At 65.6% G+C, this 22,418-nt stretch carries 28 protein-coding genes; 14 read left to right on the forward strand and 14 right to left on the reverse strand.

Annotated elements, in window-relative coordinates; genetic code table 11:
• Positions 1 to 254 precede the first annotated feature (254 nt).
• Both clpX and ACE3SL_RS12695 read left to right on the forward strand, forming a co-directional pair.
• On the forward strand, positions 255 to 1,523 hold the full coding sequence (gene clpX / locus ACE3SL_RS12690) for an ATP-dependent Clp protease ATP-binding subunit ClpX (RefSeq protein ID WP_374526106.1): 1,269 nt from the start codon (positions 255 to 257) through the stop codon (positions 1,521 to 1,523).
• A 313-nt stretch (positions 1,524 to 1,836) separates the two neighbouring features.
• Positions 1,837 to 4,464, forward strand: a complete 2,628-nt coding sequence (locus ACE3SL_RS12695; protein WP_374526107.1) for a TonB-dependent receptor — start codon at positions 1,837 to 1,839, stop codon at positions 4,462 to 4,464.
• Positions 4,465 to 4,560: 96 nt separating this feature from the next.
• On the opposite strand, the gene ACE3SL_RS12700 is transcribed toward ACE3SL_RS12695, so the two are convergent.
• From ACE3SL_RS12700 to ACE3SL_RS12745, 10 genes are all read right to left on the reverse strand, one after another.
• Positions 4,561 to 4,971: a SufE family protein gene (locus ACE3SL_RS12700; RefSeq protein WP_374526108.1), complete on the reverse strand. Its 411-nt coding sequence runs from the start codon at positions 4,969 to 4,971 to the stop codon at positions 4,561 to 4,563.
• A 157-nt stretch (positions 4,972 to 5,128) separates the two neighbouring features.
• Positions 5,129 to 5,386 (reverse strand): hypothetical protein, encoded by a 258-nt coding sequence (locus ACE3SL_RS12705; protein WP_374526109.1) that lies wholly within the window; start codon positions 5,384 to 5,386, stop codon positions 5,129 to 5,131.
• Positions 5,387 to 5,413: 27 nt separating this feature from the next.
• Positions 5,414 to 5,683 carry a hypothetical protein gene (locus tag ACE3SL_RS12710; protein ID WP_374526110.1) on the reverse strand — a complete coding sequence of 90 codons (270 nt, stop codon included), beginning with the start codon at positions 5,681 to 5,683 and terminating at the stop codon, positions 5,414 to 5,416.
• Between the two features lie 44 nt (positions 5,684 to 5,727).
• The gene (locus ACE3SL_RS12715; protein WP_374526111.1) at positions 5,728 to 5,976 is read right to left on the reverse strand and encodes a hypothetical protein; all 249 of its coding nucleotides are present in this window, start codon (positions 5,974 to 5,976) and stop codon (positions 5,728 to 5,730) included.
• A 10-nt stretch (positions 5,977 to 5,986) separates the two neighbouring features.
• Positions 5,987 to 6,307, reverse strand: coding sequence for a hypothetical protein (locus ACE3SL_RS12720; protein WP_374526112.1), 321 nt, complete (start codon positions 6,305 to 6,307; stop codon positions 5,987 to 5,989).
• Positions 6,308 to 6,318: 11 nt separating this feature from the next.
• The gene (locus ACE3SL_RS12725; RefSeq protein ID WP_374526113.1) at positions 6,319 to 6,618 is read right to left on the reverse strand and encodes a hypothetical protein; all 300 of its coding nucleotides are present in this window, start codon (positions 6,616 to 6,618) and stop codon (positions 6,319 to 6,321) included.
• Between the two features lie 33 nt (positions 6,619 to 6,651).
• Positions 6,652 to 7,032 (reverse strand): envelope stress response membrane protein PspC, encoded by a 381-nt coding sequence (gene pspC, locus ACE3SL_RS12730; RefSeq protein WP_374526114.1) that lies wholly within the window; start codon positions 7,030 to 7,032, stop codon positions 6,652 to 6,654.
• A gap of 1 nt (position 7,033) precedes the next feature.
• A complete protein-coding gene (gene pspB, locus ACE3SL_RS12735) occupies positions 7,034 to 7,309 on the reverse strand; it encodes an envelope stress response membrane protein PspB (protein WP_350030630.1) in 276 nt (91 codons plus the stop codon).
• Between the two features lie 12 nt (positions 7,310 to 7,321).
• Positions 7,322 to 7,984, reverse strand: coding sequence for a phage shock protein PspA (gene pspA, locus ACE3SL_RS12740; RefSeq protein ID WP_374526115.1), 663 nt, complete (start codon positions 7,982 to 7,984; stop codon positions 7,322 to 7,324).
• An 88-nt stretch (positions 7,985 to 8,072) separates the two neighbouring features.
• Positions 8,073 to 8,213 carry a hypothetical protein gene (locus tag ACE3SL_RS12745; protein WP_374526116.1) on the reverse strand — a complete coding sequence of 47 codons (141 nt, stop codon included), beginning with the start codon at positions 8,211 to 8,213 and terminating at the stop codon, positions 8,073 to 8,075.
• A gap of 176 nt (positions 8,214 to 8,389) precedes the next feature.
• Here ACE3SL_RS12745 and pspF point away from each other — a divergent pair, with 176 nt between their 5' ends.
• Positions 8,390 to 9,418, forward strand: a complete 1,029-nt coding sequence (gene pspF, locus ACE3SL_RS12750) for a phage shock protein operon transcriptional activator (RefSeq protein WP_374526117.1) — start codon at positions 8,390 to 8,392, stop codon at positions 9,416 to 9,418.
• 106 nt (positions 9,419 to 9,524) lie between these two features.
• Here the strand turns inward: pspF and ACE3SL_RS12755 are convergent, their stop codons facing one another.
• Positions 9,525 to 10,046, reverse strand: a complete 522-nt coding sequence (locus tag ACE3SL_RS12755) for a hypothetical protein (protein WP_374526118.1) — start codon at positions 10,044 to 10,046, stop codon at positions 9,525 to 9,527.
• A gap of 228 nt (positions 10,047 to 10,274) precedes the next feature.
• On the opposite strand from ACE3SL_RS12755, the gene rplU reads away from it, so the two are divergent.
• The 3 genes from rplU to ACE3SL_RS12770 all read left to right on the forward strand — a co-directional run bounded on the left by rplU (position 10,275) and on the right by ACE3SL_RS12770 (position 11,956).
• On the forward strand, positions 10,275 to 10,790 hold the full coding sequence (rplU, locus tag ACE3SL_RS12760; protein ID WP_374526119.1) for a 50S ribosomal protein L21: 516 nt from the start codon (positions 10,275 to 10,277) through the stop codon (positions 10,788 to 10,790).
• 48 nt (positions 10,791 to 10,838) lie between these two features.
• A complete protein-coding gene (gene rpmA, locus ACE3SL_RS12765) occupies positions 10,839 to 11,108 on the forward strand; it encodes a 50S ribosomal protein L27 (protein ID WP_297664499.1) in 270 nt (89 codons plus the stop codon).
• Between the two features lie 251 nt (positions 11,109 to 11,359).
• The gene (locus tag ACE3SL_RS12770) at positions 11,360 to 11,956 is read left to right on the forward strand and encodes a GNAT family N-acetyltransferase (RefSeq protein WP_374526120.1); all 597 of its coding nucleotides are present in this window, start codon (positions 11,360 to 11,362) and stop codon (positions 11,954 to 11,956) included.
• Positions 11,957 to 12,152: 196 nt separating this feature from the next.
• Here the strand turns inward: ACE3SL_RS12770 and ACE3SL_RS12775 are convergent, their stop codons facing one another.
• A complete protein-coding gene (locus ACE3SL_RS12775; RefSeq protein ID WP_374526121.1) occupies positions 12,153 to 12,770 on the reverse strand; it encodes a DUF937 domain-containing protein in 618 nt (205 codons plus the stop codon).
• 191 nt (positions 12,771 to 12,961) lie between these two features.
• On the opposite strand from ACE3SL_RS12775, the gene ACE3SL_RS12780 reads away from it, so the two are divergent.
• Together ACE3SL_RS12780 and ACE3SL_RS12785 are read left to right on the forward strand one after the other, a co-directional pair.
• A complete protein-coding gene (locus ACE3SL_RS12780) occupies positions 12,962 to 13,366 on the forward strand; it encodes a DUF3597 domain-containing protein (protein WP_374526122.1) in 405 nt (134 codons plus the stop codon).
• 125 nt (positions 13,367 to 13,491) lie between these two features.
• Positions 13,492 to 15,336 carry a DUF885 family protein gene (locus tag ACE3SL_RS12785; protein WP_374526123.1) on the forward strand — a complete coding sequence of 615 codons (1,845 nt, stop codon included), beginning with the start codon at positions 13,492 to 13,494 and terminating at the stop codon, positions 15,334 to 15,336.
• 91 nt (positions 15,337 to 15,427) lie between these two features.
• On the opposite strand, the gene ACE3SL_RS12790 is transcribed toward ACE3SL_RS12785, so the two are convergent.
• Together ACE3SL_RS12790 and ACE3SL_RS12795 are read right to left on the reverse strand one after the other, a co-directional pair.
• On the reverse strand, positions 15,428 to 15,874 hold the full coding sequence (locus ACE3SL_RS12790; protein ID WP_374526124.1) for a hypothetical protein: 447 nt from the start codon (positions 15,872 to 15,874) through the stop codon (positions 15,428 to 15,430).
• Positions 15,875 to 15,921: 47 nt separating this feature from the next.
• A complete protein-coding gene (locus ACE3SL_RS12795; RefSeq protein ID WP_374526125.1) occupies positions 15,922 to 17,523 on the reverse strand; it encodes a phosphoenolpyruvate carboxykinase in 1,602 nt (533 codons plus the stop codon).
• A gap of 245 nt (positions 17,524 to 17,768) precedes the next feature.
• On the opposite strand from ACE3SL_RS12795, the gene ACE3SL_RS12800 reads away from it, so the two are divergent.
• From ACE3SL_RS12800 to ACE3SL_RS12825, 6 genes are all read left to right on the forward strand, one after another.
• Complete coding sequence (locus ACE3SL_RS12800) at positions 17,769 to 18,479, forward strand: response regulator (protein WP_374526126.1); 711 nt, start codon at positions 17,769 to 17,771, stop codon at positions 18,477 to 18,479.
• Complete coding sequence (locus tag ACE3SL_RS12805; protein ID WP_374526127.1) at positions 18,472 to 20,097, forward strand: ATP-binding protein; 1,626 nt, start codon at positions 18,472 to 18,474, stop codon at positions 20,095 to 20,097. Before ACE3SL_RS12800 ends, ACE3SL_RS12805 begins: the two co-directional genes overlap by 8 nt.
• Positions 20,098 to 20,178: 81 nt before the next feature.
• Positions 20,179 to 20,625, forward strand: a complete 447-nt coding sequence (locus ACE3SL_RS12810) for an HPr kinase/phosphorylase (protein WP_374526128.1) — start codon at positions 20,179 to 20,181, stop codon at positions 20,623 to 20,625.
• Positions 20,622 to 21,563, forward strand: a complete 942-nt coding sequence (gene rapZ, locus ACE3SL_RS12815) for an RNase adapter RapZ (RefSeq protein ID WP_374526129.1) — start codon at positions 20,622 to 20,624, stop codon at positions 21,561 to 21,563. Before ACE3SL_RS12810 ends, rapZ begins: the two co-directional genes overlap by 4 nt.
• 38 nt (positions 21,564 to 21,601) lie before the next feature.
• Positions 21,602 to 22,006: a PTS sugar transporter subunit IIA gene (locus ACE3SL_RS12820; protein ID WP_374526137.1), complete on the forward strand. Its 405-nt coding sequence runs from the start codon at positions 21,602 to 21,604 to the stop codon at positions 22,004 to 22,006.
• Complete coding sequence (locus ACE3SL_RS12825) at positions 22,003 to 22,281, forward strand: HPr family phosphocarrier protein (RefSeq protein ID WP_257547584.1); 279 nt, start codon at positions 22,003 to 22,005, stop codon at positions 22,279 to 22,281. The genes ACE3SL_RS12820 and ACE3SL_RS12825 overlap by 4 nt, the downstream gene beginning before the upstream one ends.
• Positions 22,282 to 22,418 lie beyond the last annotated feature (137 nt).

Raw genomic sequence — 22,418 nt, forward strand, 5'->3', positions numbered from 1 at the left:
GATTCGAACGGTGCCGGCCCGCTCCTCCTCCCAGCCTCCCGACATCATATCTTATGGGAGGCCGGGAGGGGGAGCGGGCCGGCACCGTTCGCAGACGAAGACGCCCGGTAACCGCTTTTGTTCACGCCCGCCTGACGCGTTGGCGCTAGGCGGACCATTGAAGCCATGTCACCCAATTGCCATATTGTAATTGGGTGGCCGGGGGCTAGGATAAGGACGGCGGCGCGCCTTTCACGCTCGCCAGAGGAAGATTTATGACCAAATTGAGCGGCTCGGACAGCAAGAGCACTCTTTACTGCTCCTTCTGCGGCAAGTCGCAGCACGAAGTCCGCAAGCTGATCGCGGGTCCGACCGTGTTCATTTGCGACGAATGCGTCGAGCTTTGCAACGACATCATCCGCGAAGAGATCAAGGGCGGGATCGCCGCGCGCAAGGACGGCGCGGTGCCGACGCCGCTGGAAATCTGCCAGCATCTCGACGCCTATGTGATCGGACAGAACAAGGCGAAGCGCGTCCTCTCGGTCGCGGTTCACAATCACTACAAGCGCCTCGCGAACAGCGGTCGCGGCGAAGACGTCGAGCTCGCCAAATCGAACATCCTGCTCGTCGGCCCGACCGGCAGCGGCAAGACTTTGCTCGCGCAGACGCTCGCGCGCTTCCTCGACGTGCCCTTCACTATGGCCGACGCGACGACGCTGACCGAGGCGGGCTATGTCGGCGAGGATGTCGAGAATATCATCCTCAAGCTGCTGCAGGCGTCGGACTACAACGTCGAAAAGGCGCAGCGCGGCATCGTCTATATCGACGAGATCGACAAGATCAGCCGCAAGGCCGAGAATCCGTCGATCACCCGCGACGTGTCGGGCGAAGGCGTGCAGCAGGCGCTGCTCAAGCTGATGGAAGGCACGACCGCGAGCGTTCCGCCGCAGGGCGGGCGCAAGCATCCGCAGCAGGAATTCCTGCAGGTCGATACGACGAACATCCTCTTCATCGCGGGCGGCGCCTTCGCCGGCCTCGAAAAGATCATCGGCGACCGCCTGCAGGGCAAGTCGATCGGCTTCGGCGCGCATGTCGCCGGCCCCGACGAGCGCCGCGCGGGCGAAGTGCTCAAGAATATCGAGCCCGAGGATCTCTTGAAGTTCGGCCTGATCCCCGAATTCGTCGGCCGCCTGCCGGTGATCGCGACACTCGAGGATCTCGACATCGACGCGCTGGTGAAGATTCTCGGCGAACCCAAGAACGCGCTGGTCAAGCAGTATAAGAAGCTGTTCGATCTGGAGGAGGTCGCGCTGACCTTCACCGACGACGCGCTGGTCGCGGTCGCCAAAAAGGCGATTGAACGCAAGACCGGCGCGCGCGGGCTGCGCTCGATCGTCGAGGCGATCCTGCTCGACACGATGTTCGACCTGCCCGACCTCACCGACGTGGTCGAGATCGTCGTCGACAAGGATGTCGTCGAAGGCCGCAAGGACCCGGTGCGCGTCTATGCCGACAAGGCGAAGGAAGCCGGCGACGCCGCCTGATTTCAGCCGGCGGCTGAGTCGCCGCCGCCTATCCGATTGAAAAGGGGCGCCGCGCGGAATGCGCGGCGCCCCTTTTTGTTGCATTGCAGCAACAGTTGCCGAGAAAAACGCAACCGCTTCTGTGGATAATTTCAGCCTATCAACGCAAATTCGCGCTTTTTCGGCCCCCTTCCGCTTCCGCGCCCAAGCGCGGCTTGCACTGTCACAATTGCTGTCACAATCGTGCCACATGCGGGCTTCAGGGGCGCTCGCAGGTCAAGCGCGCCCTTTGTCGTGCGCCAGCCGATTGTACCACCCAAGGGGACATCCTGACATGAAATTCCGTCATACGCTTGCCGCCAGCGCTGCGCTGATTCCGGTCGCGCTGCTTTCCACCCCCGCCTTCGCCCAGTCGACGGGCTCGGTCGATTTCGAGAACGACATCGTCGTCACGGGATCGCGCGCGACCGACGTCGCCGGGATTCAGTCGCCCGACACGTCGAAGGCCAAATCGGTCCTGGGCCAGGAAATCATCGGTCGCCAGGCACCGGGTCAAACCGTCAACGACATCATCAATCTGGTTCCGGGCGTCAGCTTCCAGAACAACGACCCGTTCGGCTCGGCCGGCGGCAAAATGTCGATCCGCGGCTTCGACAACACCCGCATCAGCCAGACCTTCGACGGTATTCCGCTGAACGATTCGGGCAACTATGCGCTCTATTCGAACCAGCAGCTTGACCCCGAACTGATCGAGCAGGTCAATGTCAATCTCGGCTCGACCGACGTCGACAGCCCCACGGCCGCCGCATCGGGTTCGACCGTCAACTATCGCACCCGCAATCCCAGCGAAGATTTCGGCGTGAAGCTGGTCGGCTCCGCCGGCGATTTCAACTTCTTCCGCGTCTTCGGCATGGTCGATACCGGCAATTTCACCCCGTGGGGCACCCGCCTGTTCGTGTCGGCCAGCTCGGCCACGAACCGCACCGTTTTCGGGTCGGAGGACATTGGCGGGGTCCTTGCGCACAAGGGCAAGATCAGCAAGCAGCAGTATAATGCAAAGCTGTATCAGCCGATCGGCGACAATGGCGACTTCGTCTCGGTTTCGGGCCACTATAACCAGAACCGCAACAATTTCTTCGGCTCGGTCGCGCTGCGTAACGACCGCGCCGCGCCCAGCGGCTTCCCGCTGACCCGTGACGACCGCGATTATGTGATCGCGCGCTGCCAGATTCCCGCCGCGCGCGCTGGCGTCGCCGATAGCACCAATTCGTGCGGCAGCTCGTTCGACGAACGTTACAACCCGTCGAACACCGGCAATATCCGCGTCAATTCGCGCTTCACCCTGTCGGACGGCCTCGTCCTGACGGTCGATCCGAGCTATCAGTACACCAAGGCGAATGGCGGCGGCACACTGATCGCATCGGAAGGCTTCACGACGATCGGCGGCCAGCCGCGCACCGGTTATATCGGCGCCTCCTCTTCGTCGGCGACGCAGTTTTATGCCGGTCGCGACCTCAACGGCGACGGTGACACGCTCGACCTCGTTCGCGTTCTCGCTCCCAGCCAGACGCAGACCAACCGCTACGGCGTGATCGCGTCGCTGCGTTACGACATCAACGACTTCCACACCGTTCGTGTCGCATACAGCCTCGATCGCGCGCGCCACCGCCAGACCGGCCCCGCCGGCTTCCTGCAGTTGGACGGCCGTCCGTTCGACGTTTTCCCGATCAACGATCCGATCACCGATGGTGTCGGAAATATCCTGCAGAAGCGCGATCGCAAATCGCTCGCGATCCTGAATCAGGTTTCGGGTGAATATCGCGGCGAATTTGGCGCACTTACCGTGTCGGCGGGCGTCCGCGCTCCCTTCTTCAAGCGCGACCTCAACAATTATTGCTTCACCAAGGATGCGTCGGGCGTTCTCAACTGCTTCGGCACGAACACCACCGCGGCAGCCGCCTATGCAACCGCCAATCCGACCGTTCAGGGTCCGCAGCGCCGCGTTCTGAAATATGACCGCATCCTGCCGAACCTCGGCCTTGTCTATGACATCACGCCGCAGGCCAGCGTGTTCGCCAACTATTCGAAGGGCATTCAGGTTCCGGGTACGGACAATCTGTACAACTCCTTCTTCTTCGACCCGACCAGCGAACAGGCCAACCCGAAGCCCGAAACGACCGACAATTTCGACCTCGGCGTCCGCTATCGTTCGGGCAAGATCCAGGCGCAGCTTTCGGGCTGGTATACGAACTACACCAACCGTCTTGCCTCGTCCTACGATCCCGAAACCGACCGCAACGTCTATCGGAACCTCGGCAAGGTGACCAAATACGGCATCGACGGCAGCATCGCCTACAGCCCGATCTCCGAAGTGTCGCTCTACCTCTTCGGTTCGTATCTGAAGTCGAAGATCAAGGACGACGTCCAGGTCGGCATCTGCTCCACCGCGACGGCGGCGAACACGAGCATCGCGCTGGGCTGCACCGCTGCCCAGACGGCCGCCAACACCCCGATCTTCGCGCCGACTGCCGGAAAGCGAGAATCGGGTTCGCCGGTCTACACCTTCGGCGGACGCGTGAACGGCCGCATCGGTCCGGTCGAGCTGGGCGTCCAGGCCAAGCGCACCGGCCCGCGCTATGTCTACGACACCAACCTCCCGATCTTCACGGTGAGCTCGGCGACGGGCGCCAATGCGACGCAGGTCTATGGCGCCAAGGCTCCGGCCTATACGCTCGTCGACCTCGACGCGCGGGTCAGCCTCGAATGGGCGGGTCTGAACGACAAGACCTATCTGCAGTTCAACGTCCTGAACGTGTTCGACAAGGTCTATGTCGGCGGCTTCGACGGTGCCCTCGGCCAGATCCGGAGCTACAACGGCACGACGTTCAGCACGACGTCGCCGCCGTTCGTCCAGATCGGTTCGCCGCGGACCTTCATCGGCTCGCTCGTCGTCGGCTTCTAAGCTGCACGCACGATCACGAAATCGGGCGCGGGAGGAAACTCCCGCGCCCTTTTTCATGGCCGATCGAACATCGATTGTGCCGGTACGGCGCGGACGTCAGTCCGCCGCAATCCGCCGCGCCGTGTCCCGGACCAGCGCGATCATGTTGGGGACGCCCTGCGTCCGGTTCGATGAGAGCTGGCGCGTCAGGTCGAAGGGCGCGAGCGCGGCGGCGACGTCCATGTCCGCCACCTCGACGGCGGGCCGATCCTGCACCGCAGCGAGGACGAGCGCGACGATCCCCTTGGTGATCGCAGCATTGCTGTCGGCGAGGAAGTGGAGCCGGCCGTCGTCCCGCGGCACCGGATAGACCCAGACGCTCGCCGAGCAGCCGCGCACAAGCGTCGCGTCGGTCTTGAGCGCATCGGGCATCGGCTCCAGTTCGCGGCCGAGCTCGATCAGCAGACGATAGCGATCGTCGCCGTCGAGAAAATCATATTCTTCGAAGATGTCGTCAAGGCTGCGCATGGCACGGCCGTGGCAGAAACTGCACGGAAGGGAAAGAGGATGACCGCTTCATCATCCCCATATCGTCATTGCGAGCGGAGCGAAGCAATCCAGAGCCGTACACATCACTCTGGATTGCTTCACTCCGTTCGCAATGACGCGGATATGGTTGGACGTTTTAGAGATCGACCCCCGCCGCGATCGCCTCGAGCTTGCGGAGGCGCTCCTTGAGGTCGGCGATCTCGATCCGCGAGCCGGCGTGCGGCACCGCGGCATCCTGCGCCGCGGGGGCGTGGCCCGCAGCGAGTTCCTCGCGCTTCAGCTGGATCCAGTCGCGCCAGCCGCGCAATGCGACGAGGCTGACGATGGTCAGTGCGCTCAACGCGATCGCGGCGGTGATCAGGTTCGTGGCGAGGTCGGAAGTGATGGTGCCCATGTCCGGCTCCTTCTTCGTCTCATAGGCTTAAGGAAGCGACCGGTCGCGCAGGCGCTCGATTTCCTCGTCGAGGCTCGCGGCACGGTTGCCGTCGGTGGCGATGCGTTCGAGGACCTGGATGCGGTCCTTAAGGGCACGAATCTCGGCCTGCAGTGCCTTGGTCTCGGCATCGTTTCCGGCATTGCCGACGAAATATTCATTGCCGCGGCGGTCGCGGCGCACGCCGTATTTGGCGCGGACGATACTGCCGATGGTCACGATCAGGACGATGCCGATGACCATTTCAAACGGGTTCATGGGAGGCTCCTTCCGATTATCTTGTCGTTGGTCGGTAAAAGGGTTCAGTTGAGCGGCGCGTCGCGCAGCTTTTCGATCTCGTCCGCGACATCGATGCCCTTGTCGGTGACGATGCGTTCGAGGACGCGGACGCGGGCTTCGAGACGTTCGGTCTGCGCCGCATATTGCGCCGCTTTTTCGGCGGTCATCTCGGACTGCTTCTCGATCATCTTCTGCTGATGCTTGGTCCAGATAAACAGGCCGCCGACGATGAACGGGGCAAGCGGGATCAGGGCATAGACCATGTCTTCCATGTCATTTTCCTCAGTTCGACGGGCGCCGCAGCGCCTCGATCTCGTGGCTCAGCCGGTGGCCTTCGTCGGTGACGATGCGTTCGACCACCGCGAGGCGATCCTTCACCGAACCGAGTTCGGCACGCAGCTGGGCATTTTCTTGGGCGGCCAGCTTGACGCGCTCCATCGCCTCGTCGCTGGTCCTGGGATAGACCGCCTTGCCCCAGCTATTCTCGAGCGGATAGCCGTTCTTGACGCGCAGCCAGGTGGTGAAGACCCAGCCGCCAATCGCGAGAATCCCCAGGATCGTGGCGATCGGCGCTATGACTTTAATCAGATCCATATTGTCCATGACTATTCCTATCAGCGCAGACGGTCGATCTGGTCGGCGAGCTGCGCGGCCTGGCCGTGATTTTCGGTCGCAATGCGTTCGAGCACCGAGATGCGTTCCTCGAGCCGGCCGATCTGGCCGACGAGCCTGGCATTCTCGTCCGAGAGCAGCGCGATTTTTCGATCAGCGTCGACATCGGTTCGATGAACCGTACCGCCCCATTCATTCTCAACGGGATAGCCGTGCTTGGCCCTGATCCAGGTGGTGAACATCCAGCCGCCGATCGACAGGGCGATGATGGCGAGGACGAAGAGGGGGCCACCGAAATTCATGTTCTTTCTCCCTGTTGCTTCCGGTCGGCCCGATTACCGGAGAGCGTCGATCTCGTCGGCGAGCCGGCAGTTGTGGCTGGTGTAGTAAAGCTCGATGTCGGCAAGCCGGCGATCGATGTCGCGGAAGCGCGAGCGGATGTCACGGGTCGAGGCGCTGGGGTTCGAGCGCACGCCCTGCCAGAACTTCGCTTCCTCCTGCGAACCGTAAAGCGCGAAGGGCTTGGGCGTGCCCATCCAGGCGACCAGCCAATAGGCGATCAGCGTCCAGGGAAAGCCGCCCATCAGGGTCAGCAGCACCGCGCCGACCCGGACCCAGAGCGCGTCGATCCCGCTATAATCCGCGATCCCCGCGCACACGCCGCTCCATTTGGCGTTCTGCTTGTCGAGATAGAATTTCGTGCGGCTGGCAGACATCTCAGTTCCTCCGGTTTATGTTTTCAAGCTGCGCCAGCTCTTCATCGCTCCGAACCGCAGGGCGGAAATCGGGATGGTCGGCGCTGATGATGCGTTCGACGGTGTGCAGGCGGTTTTCGAGCCGGCGCGCCGTGTCATACAGTTCGTCGAGCAGTTGCTCGTCCTCTCCGGTCAGCGTCTTGGCCTGTTTCCACTTGGTGATGTAGTGGAGGATCAGCCAGGGCAGACCGAGGAAGAGGGTTCCGATGACGATCGGGACGATGATGATCTCTTCCATCGGTCCGGCTCCTTACTTCTTGCCCTGCGCGGCCTTCAGCGCGGCGAGCTCGTCGGCGACCTTGTCGGCGGCCTGCAGCTCGGCGATCTCCTCGTCGAGCGACTTCTTGTAGCCGAGGCCCAGCGCATCGGCGCGGCCTTCGGCCTCGTCGACGCGGCGTTCGAGGATCTCGAAGCGCGAGAAGGCATCCTCGACGCGGTCGCCGTTGGTCATCTCGCGCAGCTTGTAGCGATTCTCGGCGCTCTCGAGGCGGTTGACGACGCTCGACTGGCGCGCGCGCGCTTCGCTCAATTTCTTCTGCAGCTTGGCGATGTCGGCTTCATAGCCCTGGAGCGCATCGTCGAGGACGGCGATCTCGGCCTTCAGCTTGTCGGCCATGTCGCCGGCCTTCTGCTTCTCGACGAGCGCGGCGGTGGCGAGGTCCTCGCGGTCCTTCGACAGCGCGAGTTCGGCCTTTTCCTTCCAGCTGTCCTGCAGGCTTTCGAGCTTGGCGATGTGGCGGCGCATCTCCTTCTGGTCCGCGATCGTGCGGGCGGCCGAGGCGCGCACCTCGACGAGCGTCTCGTTCATCTCGAAGATGATCTGGCGGATCATCTTTTCGGGGTCCTCGGCACGGTCGAGCAGGTCGGTGACGTTGGCGGCGATGATGTCGCGGGTGCGTGAGAAAATACCCATTGGGAAACTCCTGTCGAAATTTGGTCCTGTAAAATGGCTGGTGCCGGGGCGGGGCAAGGGGGGAGAGAGCCCCGGCACCAGTGTTCGGTCAGGCCAGATGGCTGACCGCCGGGGTGGCTGCAGCGGCGTCGTAAACGAGCTTGGGCTGGTCGATCACGCCGACGAAGATGGCAAGCGCGCCGACCGCGGTAAGCGCGAAGGTGGTAGCCTGGGCAAACATCGTCTTCATGGGTCAACCTTCCTGTTTTTCGCTGCACCGGAGCTTTTTGCGCCGGTTCATCCAATACTTTGCAGAAGCCGTGCCAATTGACGAAACCGGCGGAAAAGCGCCCAACTTCACTCGCAAATCGACCTCGACGCGGATTTGACTTGCCAATCAGCGGGAAATTTTGCCAATGATTGGGAATGGAACGCGAAACGCAGTTCATCGGCCAGTCGGCAGCCTTCCAGGACGCGGTCGAACGCGCGAGCCAGGCGGCGACGCTCGACCGGCCGGTGCTCGTCATCGGCGAGCGCGGCACCGGCAAGGAGCTGATCGCCGAGCGCCTCCACCGCCTGTCGGCGCGCTGGGACAAGCCCTATGTCATCCTGAACTGCGCCGCGATGCCCGAGACGCTGATCGAGGCCGAGCTCTTCGGGCACGAGGCGGGCGCCTTCACCGGCGCGACGCGCAGCCGCGCGGGGCGTTTCGAGGAAGCCGACGGCGGCACATTGTTTCTCGACGAGCTTGCGACGATGTCGAGCGGCGCGCAGGAACGGCTGCTGCGCGCGGTCGAATATGGCGAGATCACCCGCGTCGGCGCGTCGCGCCCCGTGCGCGTCGATGTCCGCATCGTCGCCGCGACCAACGAGCATCTGCCCGCACTGGTCGCGGCGAATAAGTTTCGCGCCGACCTGCTCGACCGGCTGTCGTTCGAGGTCATCACCCTGCCGCCCCTGCGCGCGCGCGAGGGCGATATCGAGGTGCTCGCCACTTACTTCGGCCAGCGCATGGCGGCGGTGCTCGGCTGGGACGAGTGGCCGGGCTTCGGCCCGCGCGCGCTCGCCGCGATGGAAGGGCACGACTGGCCCGGCAACGTCCGCGAGCTGAGGAACGTGATCGAACGCGCGATCTACCGCTGGGCCGACCCGTCGCGGCCGGTCGATGCGCTGACCTTCGATCCCTTTGCGAGTCCCTGGCAGCCGGTGGCGAGCAAGCCCGCCGCAGCGCCCGCGCCCGCAGCCCCTGCTCCCGCAAACGAAGCGGCGGCTCCGTCCGCGCCGCCTTCGGGCCCGGTCAGCGACCTGCGCGCGGCGGTCGACGGCTATGAAAAACAGATTCTCGCCGACACGATGGCGCGCTGCCGCTATAATCAGAAGGTCGCGGCCGAGGCTTTGGGGCTGAGCTACGATCAGATTCGCCACGCGCTGAAGAAGCATGGACTGAATCAGTAACGCCAGCTTCCCCAATATCGTCATGCCGGACCTGATCCGGCATCCATAACCACGACCGTCGAATGGACCCCCGATCAAGTCCGGGGTGACGAAGGGAAGGTGGCGTCTATTCCCCCGGCAGTTGCCGGCTCAATGCCTCGACGATCGCATCCTGCGCCGACGCGGTATCGGCCAGCCGATCGCGGAGCGCATAGATGTCGGGGAGCCCATCGACCGCCTCGTCGATGCTGCGGTCGAGATAGAGCCGGTCGATGTCGGCCAGCGCGCCGGTCAGCGGCGCACGCGCGGCGATGAGGCGCGAGATCGCCTGCTGTGCCACCACCCAGCGCTCGCTCGCCACCGGCGCACCGGCGGCGGCGGACACGAGCGAGGCGGCATTGCCGCGTTCGGCGGCGAACGCCTGCTGCGCCGCCGTCGCATCCGATTCCCAGCGCGCGAGCCGGCCGGCGAGATCGGCGGGCAGCGGCCCCGGCGGCGTGACCGCAACGGTGGGCGGGGCGACGTTGAACCGTCCCTCGACCGGACGATGCGCGAGCGAGGGTGCGGGCTCGCCATTCCCGATCGCGCCGGCACAGGCCGAAAGCGACAGGGTGGCGACTACGGACAGGAAAAGAGGCGCGCGCGTCATCACACTCCCTGATATGGGCGCGGGAGCATCGCAGCAAGTGCCGAATCGGCGGGCCGGATACCAAGGACCCCTCCGCACTGATTTTCCGCGAAAAGCACGGAAATATGCGGTTGACAGCTTGGCGATTGAACGCTAGTGGCGCGGTCTTTCCCGCTTGCTGGAAAATTCGCCTGCCTTGGCGGGTGACCGGCAGCGCGGGTGTTCTAGTTTCTGATTGGATGGAAGACCATGTTCGCAATCGTGCGCACGGGCGGAAAGCAGTATCGCGTTGCCGCCGGAGACAAGATCGCCGTCGAGAAGATCGAAGGTGAAGCCGGCGACACCGTGTCGCTGGGCGACGTCCTGCTGGCCGGTGACGGCGGCGAGGTGAAGGATGCGAAGGGTCTGACCGTTTCGGCCGAGATCATCGCCCAGACTCGCGGCGAAAAGGTCATCGTCTTCAAGAAGCGCCGCCGGCACAACTACCGTCGCCGCAACGGCCACCGCCAGTCGCTGACGCTGCTGCGCATCCTCGCCGTCGGCGATGCCAAGAAGGCCGCACCGAAGAAGGAAGCCGCGCAGCCTGCCCCGAGCAAAGTCGCGGGGACCGAGACCGCTCCGGCCGCTGAAGCTGCTGCGCCCGCCGCCGAAAAGAAGACTGCTGCGCCGAAGAAGGCCGCTGCCCCCAAGGCCGCTGCCCCCAAGGCCGAAGCCGCCGAAAAGAAGCCCGCTGCCAAGAAGGCGGCCCCCAAGAAGGAAGCCTGAGCGCGGCAACGCGGCTCGGCCCCTCAAGCGAAGCAAGGAGTTTAGGTCATGGCACATAAGAAAGCAGGCGGTTCGTCGCGCAACGGTCGCGACTCGCAAGCCAAGCGCCTTGGCGTCAAGAAGTTCGGCGGTCAGGAAGTGATCGGCGGCAACATTATCGTGCGTCAGCGCGGGACCAAGGTGTACCCGGGCGTCAACGTCGGCATGGGCAAGGATCACACCCTGTTCGCCACCAGCGACGGCCGCGTCCGATTCCACGATGGCAAGCTTGGCCGCAAATATGTGTCGGTCGACGCCATGGCGGAAGCCGCCGAATAAGGACGATCTTCCAGGGTCGTCCACCAAGGGACGACCCGGAACTGTCCTTTCCGCCCAGGCGGAAACAAAGTTCGAAAAGAGGGAGACGGGTCGCCCCCGGTCTCCCTTTTTTCTTGCCCGGAATCCGGACCCCCATCGGTCCCTTTGAATTTCTGGCGCGAAAACAGGGCCATCCATCTCCCTCGCATATCGACTGTCGTCAAAGCGTCACCATCTGGCGCCACGGCGACAGGCAAATGGGAGTGACGAAAATGTTTGCGCGTACCGAAAGACTGTTGCTGCGGCCCGGCTGGCTGGAAGATGCCCCCGCTCTCGCGCGTGCGATCGGCGAGGAAGCGGTCGTGCGGAACCTGTCGCGCGCGCCCTGGCCCTATGGCGAGGAGGAAGCGCAGAAATTCCTGAGCCTGCCGATCGACCCGGACCAGCCGCGCTTTCTGATCTTCGCGCGCACCGGCGGCGCGCCACGTCTCGTCGGCGGGTGTGGCATCGCGCCGGCCCCCGAGGGATCGCTCGAACTGGGTTACTGGATCGCGCGCCCCTATTGGGGTCTCGGCTTCGCGACCGAGGCCGGGCGCCAGCTCGTCCGCATCGCGCGCGCGATGAACCTGCCGAAGCTCGGCGCCGGCCATTTCATCGACAATCCCGCATCGGGCGCGGTGCTCCGCAAGCTGGGGTTCCGCCCGACGGGCAAGGTGACGCAGCGCTACAGCGTCGCGCGCGGCGGCAAGGCGGCGTGCGCGCTGTTCGAGGAAGGCGATGGTGACGGCAACAATGCCGTCACCCCCATGCGCGGCCGCATCGACAGCGACGCGGACTTTCGCGAGGATATTCGCCTGATGGCAGCGTAGGTCGCAGCAGCCACGATTTGAAAAAACGTGTTCCCCCGCGAAGGAGCATCGGGTCGGATCGTCCCCCTGGACGATCCTTGACCATGCGGGGCAAGGTCAACCCGATACTGGTCCATCTTCGGTCGGCGCTATGGCGAACCGGCGGGAGATGGGTCCCCGCCTTCGCGGGGACACGCGATAGATGTTTGGAGGTTGCCTACCCCCTGAGTTTCCCCGCCATGCCGATGATGTCGTCGAGCGGATTGCCGTCGCCGTCCATGTCGAGCATCTTGCCGAGACCGCCAAGTCCACCGGCGCTCGCGCCCCCGCCGAGAACGCTGCCGAGCATTCCGCCGAGACTGCCCGATCCGCCGCCGCCGAGCGCGCCGCCGATCAGGTCGCCAAGGCCGCCACCGCCGCCTTGCTGGCCCTGCCCGCCCTGCTTGGCCAGATAGCCCGCAACCATCATCGCGAGGATCGGCAGCATCTGCTTGAGCAGTCCCGAATCGAGCCCGGTCTGCCCCGCGGCATGATCGGCGACGGTGCGGCTGACGTCCTTCGACCCGAAGATCTGGCCGAGGACGTCGTTGCCCGCCTGCACCGGCGTCGCCTGCGACCCGAGCACCGCGTCGAGCAGGCCGCCGCCCCCGAGCTGGCCGAGCAGGCCGCCGAGTCCCTCGATCCCGCCGGCGTTCTGCGCCTGCGTCTTGAAGCCGCCGAGGATCGCGGGCAGCAGCGCTTCGGCGCCCTGCGCGGCGACCGCGGGCGACACGCCGAGCTGGTTCGCCATCGATTCGATGCCGCCGGCCTGCGTCAGGATATCGGACAGATTCATGCGTCATTCTCCCACTGCGGGCGCGGATGGAACCGGCCCGATGCCCGCCCGTTATAGCAGTCCGCGGGCCGAGGAGGAGGCATTCATTTCGCTGTCATTCTCAGATGCCTAGGTTCATCCTGCGGCCCTGCGACTCGCCTCGTATCCAACCGGCGTCCGGGCGGGGCCGCGCCTATAGTGGGAGTTAGAATATGAGCATTTTCGGCAAGATAAAGGACGCCATCTTCGGCAAGGCGCAGGCGGCGGAACCCGCCCCGGCGGCACCCAGCCCGATCGGTTCGGCACTCGACGCCGCGACCAGCGCGATGGCGACCGCCGCGGCTGCCGCACCGGCCGCCGAGGTCGATGTCGATGCGATCCTGACCGCCGAGGCGGCGAACGCCGGTCAGCCGCTCAACTGGCGCACCTCGATCGTCGACCTGATGAAGCTGCTCGGCATCGATTCGAGCCTCGACAATCGCAAGTCGCTCGCACAGGAGCTCGGCTATACCGGCGCGCTCGACGGCAGCGCCGACATGAACATCTGGCTGCACAAGGCGGTGATGCGCGAGCTTGCAGCAAACGGCGGCAAGGTGCCCGCCGACCTGACCGACTGATAGACAGCGGATATTTTCGACGGGGGTCGGGCGGGCACAGGCTCTCCCGGCCCCTTTTCGTTGACCGCCGCGCTTCTCCGCCTAGACAGGTTTCAACAGAAACAAAGTCGCGAGGGAGCCCGTCCGTGTCCAATCTGCTTTTCAGGCCCGTCAGCCGCCGCCAGACGCTCGCCACGCTCGGCGCCGGCGTCGCAGGCGCCGCGCTCATCAGTCCGGCGTCCGCGCTGCAGGCCGCGCCGAAGAGCGAGGCAGACGCGCTGCTCGACTCGATCGCCGGCAATCTCCTTGCGCTGTCGCCCGAAGGCGCGACTTCGCTCGGGATCGACACCGGCGACCGTGCCGCGATGCGCGGCAAGCTCGGCGACCGCTCGGCCGCGGGCATGAAAGCGGTGGCCGACACGCTGAAGGCCGATCTCGCGCGCGTCCGCGCGGTCCGGACCGACGGCCTCGACCATGCCACGCGCACCAGCCTCGCGGTCGTCGACAGCGCCTATAGCGTCGCGCTCGACGGCTTCGCACAGCCCTATGGCGACGTCGCGGTCGGCGGCTGGCGCAACACCCCCTATGTCGTGATCCAGAATGTCGGCGCCTATCTCGACGTGCCGAAGTTCCTCGACAGCGATCATCCGGTGAAGAATGCCGCCGACGCCGAAGCCTATCTCTCGCGGCTCAATGCCTTCCCCGGCGTGCTCGACGGCGAGACCGACCGGCTGAAGGCCGCGGGCGGCCAGGGCCTGATCGCCCCCGCCTTCCTGATCGACAAGGCGGTCAAACAGATGGAAGCGACGATCGCCGACGCAAAGGCGGGCGGATCGATGGTCGAAAGCCTCGTCCGCCGCACCGGCGAGGCGAAAATCGCAGGCGACTGGTCAGCGCGGTCGGCGAAGATCGTGCAGGGGCCGGTCGCGGCAGCGCTCGAACGCCAGCTTGCAGAGCTCAAGGCGCAGCGCCCGAAGGCGACGATGGACGCCGGCATGTGGGCGCGCCCGCACGGCGACGAATTCTACGCCTGGGCGCTGCGCGCCTCGACGACGACGCGCATGACCCCCGACGAGGTCCATGCGATGGGCCGCGAGCAGCTTGCGGACCTCCACGGACGGATGGACCCGATCCTGAAAAAGCTCGGCTACACCAATGGCTCGGTCGGCGACCGGATGAACGAGCTGGCGAAGGACCCGCGCTTCAAATTCCCCGATAACGATGCCGGACGCGCCGAAATCGTCGCCTATATCCAGACCTGGCTCGGCAAGATCCGGGCGCAATTACCACGCGCCTTCCGCACGCTGGTGAAGGGCAATGTCGAGGTGAAACGCCTCCCGCTCGCCGAGGAGCCCGGCGCGCCCGCCGCCTATGGCGGCGCCGGGTCGATCGACGGCAGCACCCCCGGCCGTTTCTGGATCAACCTCCGCACGACCGAGCTTCACAGCAAATATTCACTCCCCGACCTCGCGATGCACGAGGCGATTCCCGGCCATGCCTGGCAGGGCGAATATGCGAACAGGATGCCGCTGATCCGCACGATGCTGGCGTTCAACGCCTATTCGGAAGGCTGGGCGCTCTATGCCGAGCAGTTGGCCGACGAGCTCGGCCTTTATGACGATTTCGCGGTCGGACGGCTCGGCTATCTCCAGTCGCTCGCCTTTCGCGCCTGCCGGCTCGTCGTCGATACCGGCATCCATGCGAAGCGCTGGACGCGCGAACAGGGGGTCGATTTCTTCGTCAAGCAGAACGGATCGAACCCGCTCGAGGTCGCGAGCGAGGTCGATCGCTATTGCAGCTGGGTCGGGCAGGCCTGCGGCTACAAGGTCGGGCACAGCGAGATCGTCCGCCAGCGCGGGCTGGCGCAGGCAGCGCTGGGCGGAAAATACGACCTGCGCGATTTCGACGACACGGTGGTCAGGGGCGGCAACGTCCCGCTCGATGTGCTGGCGAAGAATGTCGACGAATATATCGCGGGGGCGAAGGGGTAAGTCCCTTCGTCATTGCGAGGAGCGTAGCGACGCGGCAATCCAGAATGGCGTAAACCGCTCTGGATTGCTTCGCTCCGCTCGCAATGACGACCTATGGCAAGGCCGCCAGATCCGGCTTCACAAACCCCTGCCGCGCCGCGACCGAAAAGAGCAACTCGCGGCTATAGAAGCGCAGCGGCCAGTCGCGGCGGCCCTTGTCCGACAGCAACAGCGCGTTGGCGCGAGCCGCGAGACCCGTCTCCATCGTCTCCGACAGGAACAGCCGCACCCCCGCGACATAGGCGCGGGTGATGCTGTCGTGATAGCCTTGGCGGTCGTCGTTCACCCCGCCGACGCTTTCGTTGAAGCGGCGAATGATGCCTGCGATCTCGGCATCGACGTCGATGTCGGGGCGCTCGCTGAGCAGCCAGAGGCACGCGCCGAGATGCGCCTCGTGCGTCCACGCCTCGCGCGGCAAGGTGCAGGCGAGCAGGCCGGTGCCGATCGCGCTTACATCTTCGTCGCGCTCGAACAGGCGCGGGCTATAGTCGGTGGTCATGAATCCGGTCCTTCCGGGTGATGGATCACCCGGAAGGACCGGGTCAATCAGGCTGCGACGGCCGCCTGCGGTGCGGCCTGGCGGACGCCTTCGTCGACGTGATCCGCAAATTGCGCGAAATTGTCGATGAATTGCTGGACGAGCGTTTGCGCGGTGCGGTCATAGGCCGTCTTGTCGGCCCACGCCGCGCGCGGATCGAGGATCGCGCTGTCGACCCCCGGCACCGCGACCGGATATTCGAAGCCGAAGTTCGGGTCCTTGCGGAATTCGGCATCGTTCAGGCTGCCGTCGAGCGCGGCATTGAGCAGCGCGCGGGTCGCCTTGATCGGCATCCGGCTGATCCCGTCCATCGTCGCCATGCCGCCGGTCCAGCCGGTGTTGACCAGCCAGCACTGCACCCCACCCTTCGCGATGCGCTCTTTCAGCAGATTGCCATAAACCGACGGATGGCGCGGCATGAAGGGCGCGCCGAAGCAGGTCGAGAAGGTCGCCTCGGGCTCGGTCACGCCGATCTCGGTCCCCGCGACGCGCGCGGTATAGCCCGAGAGGAAGTGGTACATCGCCTGGTCGGGGGTCAGCTTCGCGATCGGGGGCAGCACGCCATAAGCGTCGGCGGTGAGCATGATCACCGTCTGCGGCACCGGCCCCATATTCGCTTCCGATGCGTTCGGGATGAAGTCGATCGGGTAGCTGCCGCGGCTGTTCTCGGCGAGGCTCGCATCGTCGAAATCGAGCTCGCGCGTCGCGGGATCGATCACGACATTTTCGAGCACCGTGCCGAAGCGCTTGGTCGTCGCGAAAATCTCGGGCTCCGCCTCGGCGGAGAGGCGGATCATCTTGGCGTAGCAGCCACCCTCGAAGTTGAAGACCGCGGTGTCCGACCAGCCATGCTCGTCGTCGCCGATCAGCGTGCGCGAGGCGTCGGCCGACAAGGTGGTCTTGCCGGTGCCCGACAGGCCGAAGAAGACCGCCGTGTCGCCCTTCGGCCCGATGTTCGCCGAGCAATGCATCGGCATCACGCCCTTCACGGGGAGCAGATAGTTGAGGATGCCGAACACCGACTTCTTCATCTCGCCGGCATAGGCGGTGCCGCCGATCAGGATCAGCTTCTCGGTAAAATTGACCGCGACGACGGTTTCGGTACGCGTCCCGTGCTTCGCCGGGTCGGCGCGGAAGCTCGGCAGGTCGATGATCGAATATTCGGCCGCGAACGCCGCGAGCTCGGCGTCGGTCGGACGGCAGAGCAAGGTGCGAATGAACTGGCTGTGCCACGCATATTCGGTGACGACCTGCACCGCGACACGATGTTCGGGCTGCGAGCCGCCGAACAGCTGCTGGCGATAGACGCGCTCGCGGCCCGCAAGATGGGCGAGAAAGTCGGCCTTGAGCGCCGCGAAATTCGCGGGCGTCATCGGCACGTTGGTCTTGCCCCACCAGATGGTGTCCTGCGTCTCGCCGTCCTGGACGATGAACTTGTCCTTGGCGCTGCGCCCGGTGTGCTTGCCGGTCGCGACAACGATCGGGCCGTCCTTGGCGAGCAGGCCTTCGCCGTGGCGGATCGCATCCTCGACAAGCTGGGCGGTGCCCCAGTTTTCGGCGACGTCCGCCTTCGTCTCGACGGTGTCGGTCCCGATCACAACCTTGGTCATTGGCTTCGCCTCTCCATTGCCTGGCGACATCGTTGCATACCTATGCAATGCTTAGCGTGCTAATGGACAGGCCCGCATTCGCATGGGTGCCGACGTGAGCGCCGATTCCGAAATCCCGGCCGCGTTAGCGGGGATGCGGGGAGAGGTCAAAAGATTAAAGGGTGAATCGCGGGCGGGCCGTGCGCGGTTGTCGCTGGGCGGCAGATCGGCTAGTTGGACCGCCGGGTCCGCCCAATGGAAAGAGCATGACGGCAACCATCGCGCTGGTCGACGACGACCGCAACATCCTGCAATCCCTGTCGATCGCGCTGCAGGCCGAGGGGTTCGTCACGCGCGTCTATTCGGACGGCGAGGCAGCGCTGAAGCCGCTGATCGACAATCCGCCCGACCTCGCGGTCTTCGACGTCAAGATGCCGCGGATGGACGGGCTCGAACTGCTCCGCAGGCTGCGCGAAAAGAGCCAGCTTCCGGTCATCTTCCTGACCAGCAAGGACGACGAGATCGACGAAGCACTCGGCCTTGCGATGGGCGCCGACGATTATATCGCCAAGCCCTTCTCGCAGCGGCTGGTGATCGCGCGCATCCGCGCGATCCTCCGCCGCGTCGAACTCAACCGCGCCCCGCCGAGCGAAGAGGACGAGCCCGTCGCCGAACCGATCACGCGCGGGCGGCTGCAGATGGACCCCGCACGCCACAAGGTGAGCTGGGACGGCAAGGATGTGACGCTGACGGTCACCGAATTCCTGATCCTCGAAACGCTCGCTTCGCGCCCCGGCATCGTGCGCAGCCGCAACCAGCTGATGGACGCCGCCTATCAGGACGATGTCTATATCGACGACCGCACGATCGACAGCCATATCAAGCGCCTGCGCCGCAAGTTCCGCGAGGCCGATCCCGAATTCGACGCGATCGCCACCCTCTATGGGGCGGGCTACCGCTTTTCCGACGATGGCTAGGGGCGGCGCCAGAGCCGGTGCCGACGCGAGCATCGGCGAGCAGGAGGAAGCGCCGCTCGTCTGGTCGGCGCGCTGGTCGCTGACGACGCGCATCCTCGCCGTCAATATCCTCGCGATCGTGCTGTTCGGCGGCGGCTTCTTTTACCTCGACACCTATCGCAGCCGGCTGATCGACACGCGGATGGACGTGATGGGCGACCAGCTCGCGATCCTCGACGAGGCGCTCGAGGCGGCACGGCCCGACCAGCGCCAGCATCTGATCGCCGAATTCACCCGCGCGACCGAATCGCGGCTGCGCTTCTACGACGCGAGCGGGCGCAAGATCGACGACAGCTTCGCACACGCCCCGCCGACCTACACGCTGCGCGACCCGGATTTGCAGGCCTGGCAGCGCGACGCTGCGCGTGCGATGGACCGCGGCATCGACTGGATCGTCGGCGCCCCGTCCTATCCCGCATTCGAAGAACCGAAGGTCGATCGCGGCGATGCGTGGCCGGAGGTTGCAGCGACGCTGGAGACGGGCAAGGCGGCGAGCCGGTTCCGCTATGCCCCCGAACGCACGCCTTTGCTCAGCGCGACGCGGATCGTCGATCTCGACACGCCCGAGGCGATGCTGATGACGCTCAATGCGCGCGACATCACCAAGACGGTGCGCGCCGAGCGTTTCCGCCTCGCGGTGGTCGTCGCGATGGTGCTGGTCGCATCGGTGCTGCTGTCGCTGTTCCTCGCGCGCACGATCGTCCGCCCCTTGCGCAAGCTCGCGCGCGCCGCGGTGCGCGTCCGCCTCGGCCGCGCGCGCGAGGTCGTCGTGCCGCGCCTGCCGAGCCGCCGCGACGAGATCGGCACCCTCGCCCGCGCCCTCAGCGACATGACGCAGGCCCTGCGCGAGCGCATCGACGCCGGCGAACATTTCGCCGCCGACGTGACCCATGAGCTCAAGAACCCGATCGCCTCGGTCCGCTCGGCGATCGAGGGGCTGGGGCGCGTCAAGACCGACGAGCAGCGCGCGCAGCTTCTCGCGATCGCCGACGAGGACGTCCGGCGGCTCGACCGGCTCGTCACCGACATCAGCGACGCGAGCCGGATCGACGCGCAGTTGTCGCGTACCCTGTTCGAGCCCGTCGATATCGGGCTGATGATCGAATCGATGCTCGCGGGCCGCGCCGCGCGCGCGGCGGCCGGCAAGAATCCGGGCAAGCCGCTCCCGCGCATCGCCGTCGCGCGGCCGCGCAAGGGGACGACGACCGTGATGGGCGACGGGCACCGGCTCGAACGCGCCATCGACAATCTGATCGACAATGCGATCAGCTTTTCGCCCGAAGGCGGGCTCGTCTGCACCGCCGCGACGCGGCTGGGCGACGAGGTGCATATCCGCGTCGACGACGACGGCCCCGGCATCGACCCCGCGCAGCGCGAGGCGATCTTCCGCCGCTTCCACAGCGAGCGGCCCGACGGCGAGGCCTTCGGGCGCCACAGCGGCCTCGGCCTCGCCATCGCGCGGACGATCATCGAGGGGCATGGCGGGACGATTTCGGCGCGCGACCGCGACGACGGCAAGCCCGGCGCGAGCCTGCTGATCACCCTGCCCGCACGCGAAGGATCGGGCGAAGCCGGCTGACCGCCCGCCCTGGGACAAATGCCCCTCCCGAAATCGGTTTGTCGCCTTGCGACACCGCAGCATCGCCGGTAAGCCTGCGCGATGTTTCCGAGCCGGACCAAGCCCGAGATCCAGAATATCCATGCGAGCTGCGTCGCGGCGGGCAATGGCGGCGTGCTCATTCTCGGCAATCCGGGGCAGGGCAAGTCCGACCTCGCGCTCCGCCTGATCGACCGCGGCGCGCGGCTCGTCGCCGACGACCGCTGCGACATCTGGTACGACCGCGAGCGGCTGTGGTGCCGTCCGCCCGAAATTCTGGCGGGCAAGCTGGAGGTGCGCGGGATCGGCATCGTCGACAAGCCGTGGACCGCCCCCGTCCCGCTGGCGCTCGCGGTGCGGCTGACCGACCGTTACGACCGGATGCCTTCGGTGAATCAGGTCGAGACGGTCGCCGGCCACCCGCTGCCCGCGCTGCTGCTCTCGGCTTTCGAGGCCTCGGCGCCGATCAAGATCCTGCTCGCGCTCGAACGGCTGGCGCCCGAACGATGAGCAGCACGGCCGCCGAACCGCGCCTGCTTCTCGTCACCGGCCTGTCGGGTGCGGGCAAGTCGACCGTGCTCAAGGTGCTCGAGGATCTGGGCTGGGAGGTCGTCGATAATCTGCCGCTCGCGCTGCTCGAGGCGCTGATCGACGCGCCCGCGAAGCGCAGCGAGGCGAACCGGCCGATCGCGGTCGGGATCGACAGCCGCAGCCGCGGCTTCAAGCCCGCCAGGCTCGTCAAGCGGATCAAGGATCTGCGCGAGGATGGCGGGCGCGACATCCAGACCTTGTTCCTCGACTGCGCGGGCGCCGAACTCGAACGCCGCTTCTCCGAAACGCGCCGCCGCCACCCGCTCGCCGAGGACCGCCCCGCCGCCGACGGCATCGCGCGCGAGCGCGAACTGATGGAGCCGCTCCGCCGCTGGGCCGAGCATGTCATCGACACGACCAACTATTCGAGCAACGACCTGCAGCAGGAAATCCGCCAGCGCTTCGGCGATGCGGAGGAAGGCGAGCCGGTGCTCAACATATTGAGCTTCGGCTTCGCGCGCGGCCTGCCCCGCAACGCCGATCTGGTGTTCGACATGCGCTACCTCCGCAATCCGCACTGGGACCCGAAGCTCAAGCCCGGCACCGGGCTCGACCGCGAGGTCGCGGCCTATGTCATGGCTGATCCCGCCTATGAGGACAGCGTCTCGCAGATCGAACGGCTGATCCTCACCCTGCTCCCGCGCTACCGCGCCGAGGGCAAGAGCTATGTCACCATCGCCTTCGGCTGCACCGGCGGCCGCCACCGCTCGGTCCATGTCGCCGACCGGGTCGCGAAGACGCTGCGCGCCGCGGGGCACGCGCCGACCCTCACCCACCGCAACCTTGACTCCGCCCCGCAAGATGGGCTTGAGGGCAAGCCCCCGCCGGCATCGTCCGCCGGCGACCGACAATCATAAGGGTTCGCGAGTTCATGCCCGTCGATAAAGCTCTGCCGCTGCTGGGAATGGTTCTCGTCACCCACGGCCGCCTCGCCGAAGAGATGGTGCGCGCGATGGAGCATGTCGTCGGCCCTCAGCGCGCCGTCGCGACGGTCTGCATCGGCCCCAACGACAATATGGAAATGCGACGCAAGGAAATCGCCGACGCGATCCGCAAGGTCGACGAAGGCCGCGGCGTGATCATGCTGACCGACCTGTTCGGCGGCACCCCGTCGAACCTCGCGATCAGCCTGCTTGAAAGCGGGCGGACCGAAGTGATCGCGGGGGTCAATTTGCCGATGCTGATCCGGCTGGAAAGCGCCCGCAAGGCGATGGACCTGCGCGCCGCGGTGATCGCGGCCAAGGAAGCGGGCCAGAAATATATCTCCGTCGCATCGGAGATGCTGGGAGTGGGACCATGAGCGAGAATAGCGAGACGGTCGAGATCACCAACCAGCGCGGGCTGCACGCGCGCGCGAGCGCCAAGTTCGTGACCTTCGTCAGCCGCCTGCCCGAAACGGTCAGCGTCGAGGTCGAGAAGGGCGGATCGCGCGTCAACGGCACGTCGATCATGGGGCTGATGATGCTCGGCGCCGCAAAGGGCGACAGCATCACGATCCACACCAAGGGCGAAGGCGCCGACGCCGCACTGCTCAAGCTGGTCGGGCTGGTCAAGGACAGCTTCGGCGAGGATTGATGGTGCGCGGCTTTTTCTCGCGCTCCGTGCCCCTGCGAAGGCAGGGGGGCATCTGCCCTCTCCTTTTCAATCCGCACTCGTTACACTTCGTCATTGCGAGCGCAGCGAAGCAATCCAGGGCGGTTTACGCAGGCTCT

Origin of the sequence: Sphingopyxis sp. (assembly GCF_041916015.1) — a bacterium.
Classification (GTDB): domain Bacteria; phylum Pseudomonadota; class Alphaproteobacteria; order Sphingomonadales; family Sphingomonadaceae; genus Sphingopyxis.

What these genes read in the sequence shown, in the direction of transcription:
- clpX (WP_374526106.1), top strand. Translation starts at nt 255, where the DNA reads ATGACCAAATTGAGCGGCTCGGACAGCAAGAGCACTCTTTACTGCTCC.
- ACE3SL_RS12695 (WP_374526107.1), top strand. Translation starts at nt 1,837, where the DNA reads ATGAAATTCCGTCATACGCTTGCCGCCAGCGCTGCGCTGATTCCGGTC.
- ACE3SL_RS12700 (WP_374526108.1), bottom strand. Translation starts at nt 4,971, where the DNA reads ATGCGCAGCCTTGACGACATCTTCGAAGAATATGATTTTCTCGACGGC.
- ACE3SL_RS12705 (WP_374526109.1), bottom strand. Translation starts at nt 5,386, where the DNA reads ATGGGCACCATCACTTCCGACCTCGCCACGAACCTGATCACCGCCGCG.
- ACE3SL_RS12710 (WP_374526110.1), bottom strand. Translation starts at nt 5,683, where the DNA reads ATGAACCCGTTTGAAATGGTCATCGGCATCGTCCTGATCGTGACCATC.
- ACE3SL_RS12715 (WP_374526111.1), bottom strand. Translation starts at nt 5,976, where the DNA reads ATGGAAGACATGGTCTATGCCCTGATCCCGCTTGCCCCGTTCATCGTC.
- ACE3SL_RS12720 (WP_374526112.1), bottom strand. Translation starts at nt 6,307, where the DNA reads ATGGACAATATGGATCTGATTAAAGTCATAGCGCCGATCGCCACGATC.
- ACE3SL_RS12725 (WP_374526113.1), bottom strand. Translation starts at nt 6,618, where the DNA reads ATGAATTTCGGTGGCCCCCTCTTCGTCCTCGCCATCATCGCCCTGTCG.
- pspC (WP_374526114.1), bottom strand. Translation starts at nt 7,032, where the DNA reads ATGTCTGCCAGCCGCACGAAATTCTATCTCGACAAGCAGAACGCCAAA.
- pspB (WP_350030630.1), bottom strand. Translation starts at nt 7,309, where the DNA reads ATGGAAGAGATCATCATCGTCCCGATCGTCATCGGAACCCTCTTCCTC.
- pspA (WP_374526115.1), bottom strand. Translation starts at nt 7,984, where the DNA reads ATGGGTATTTTCTCACGCACCCGCGACATCATCGCCGCCAACGTCACC.
- ACE3SL_RS12745 (WP_374526116.1), bottom strand. Translation starts at nt 8,213, where the DNA reads ATGAAGACGATGTTTGCCCAGGCTACCACCTTCGCGCTTACCGCGGTC.
- pspF (WP_374526117.1), top strand. Translation starts at nt 8,390, where the DNA reads ATGGAACGCGAAACGCAGTTCATCGGCCAGTCGGCAGCCTTCCAGGAC.
- ACE3SL_RS12755 (WP_374526118.1), bottom strand. Translation starts at nt 10,046, where the DNA reads ATGACGCGCGCGCCTCTTTTCCTGTCCGTAGTCGCCACCCTGTCGCTT.
- rplU (WP_374526119.1), top strand. Translation starts at nt 10,275, where the DNA reads ATGTTCGCAATCGTGCGCACGGGCGGAAAGCAGTATCGCGTTGCCGCC.
- rpmA (WP_297664499.1), top strand. Translation starts at nt 10,839, where the DNA reads ATGGCACATAAGAAAGCAGGCGGTTCGTCGCGCAACGGTCGCGACTCG.
- ACE3SL_RS12770 (WP_374526120.1), top strand. Translation starts at nt 11,360, where the DNA reads ATGTTTGCGCGTACCGAAAGACTGTTGCTGCGGCCCGGCTGGCTGGAA.
- ACE3SL_RS12775 (WP_374526121.1), bottom strand. Translation starts at nt 12,770, where the DNA reads ATGAATCTGTCCGATATCCTGACGCAGGCCGGCGGCATCGAATCGATG.
- ACE3SL_RS12780 (WP_374526122.1), top strand. Translation starts at nt 12,962, where the DNA reads ATGAGCATTTTCGGCAAGATAAAGGACGCCATCTTCGGCAAGGCGCAG.
- ACE3SL_RS12790 (WP_374526124.1), bottom strand. Translation starts at nt 15,874, where the DNA reads ATGACCACCGACTATAGCCCGCGCCTGTTCGAGCGCGACGAAGATGTA.
- ACE3SL_RS12795 (WP_374526125.1), bottom strand. Translation starts at nt 17,523, where the DNA reads ATGACCAAGGTTGTGATCGGGACCGACACCGTCGAGACGAAGGCGGAC.
- ACE3SL_RS12800 (WP_374526126.1), top strand. Translation starts at nt 17,769, where the DNA reads ATGACGGCAACCATCGCGCTGGTCGACGACGACCGCAACATCCTGCAA.
- ACE3SL_RS12805 (WP_374526127.1), top strand. Translation starts at nt 18,472, where the DNA reads ATGGCTAGGGGCGGCGCCAGAGCCGGTGCCGACGCGAGCATCGGCGAG.
- ACE3SL_RS12810 (WP_374526128.1), top strand. Translation starts at nt 20,179, where the DNA reads ATGTTTCCGAGCCGGACCAAGCCCGAGATCCAGAATATCCATGCGAGC.
- rapZ (WP_374526129.1), top strand. Translation starts at nt 20,622, where the DNA reads ATGAGCAGCACGGCCGCCGAACCGCGCCTGCTTCTCGTCACCGGCCTG.
- ACE3SL_RS12825 (WP_257547584.1), top strand. Translation starts at nt 22,003, where the DNA reads ATGAGCGAGAATAGCGAGACGGTCGAGATCACCAACCAGCGCGGGCTG.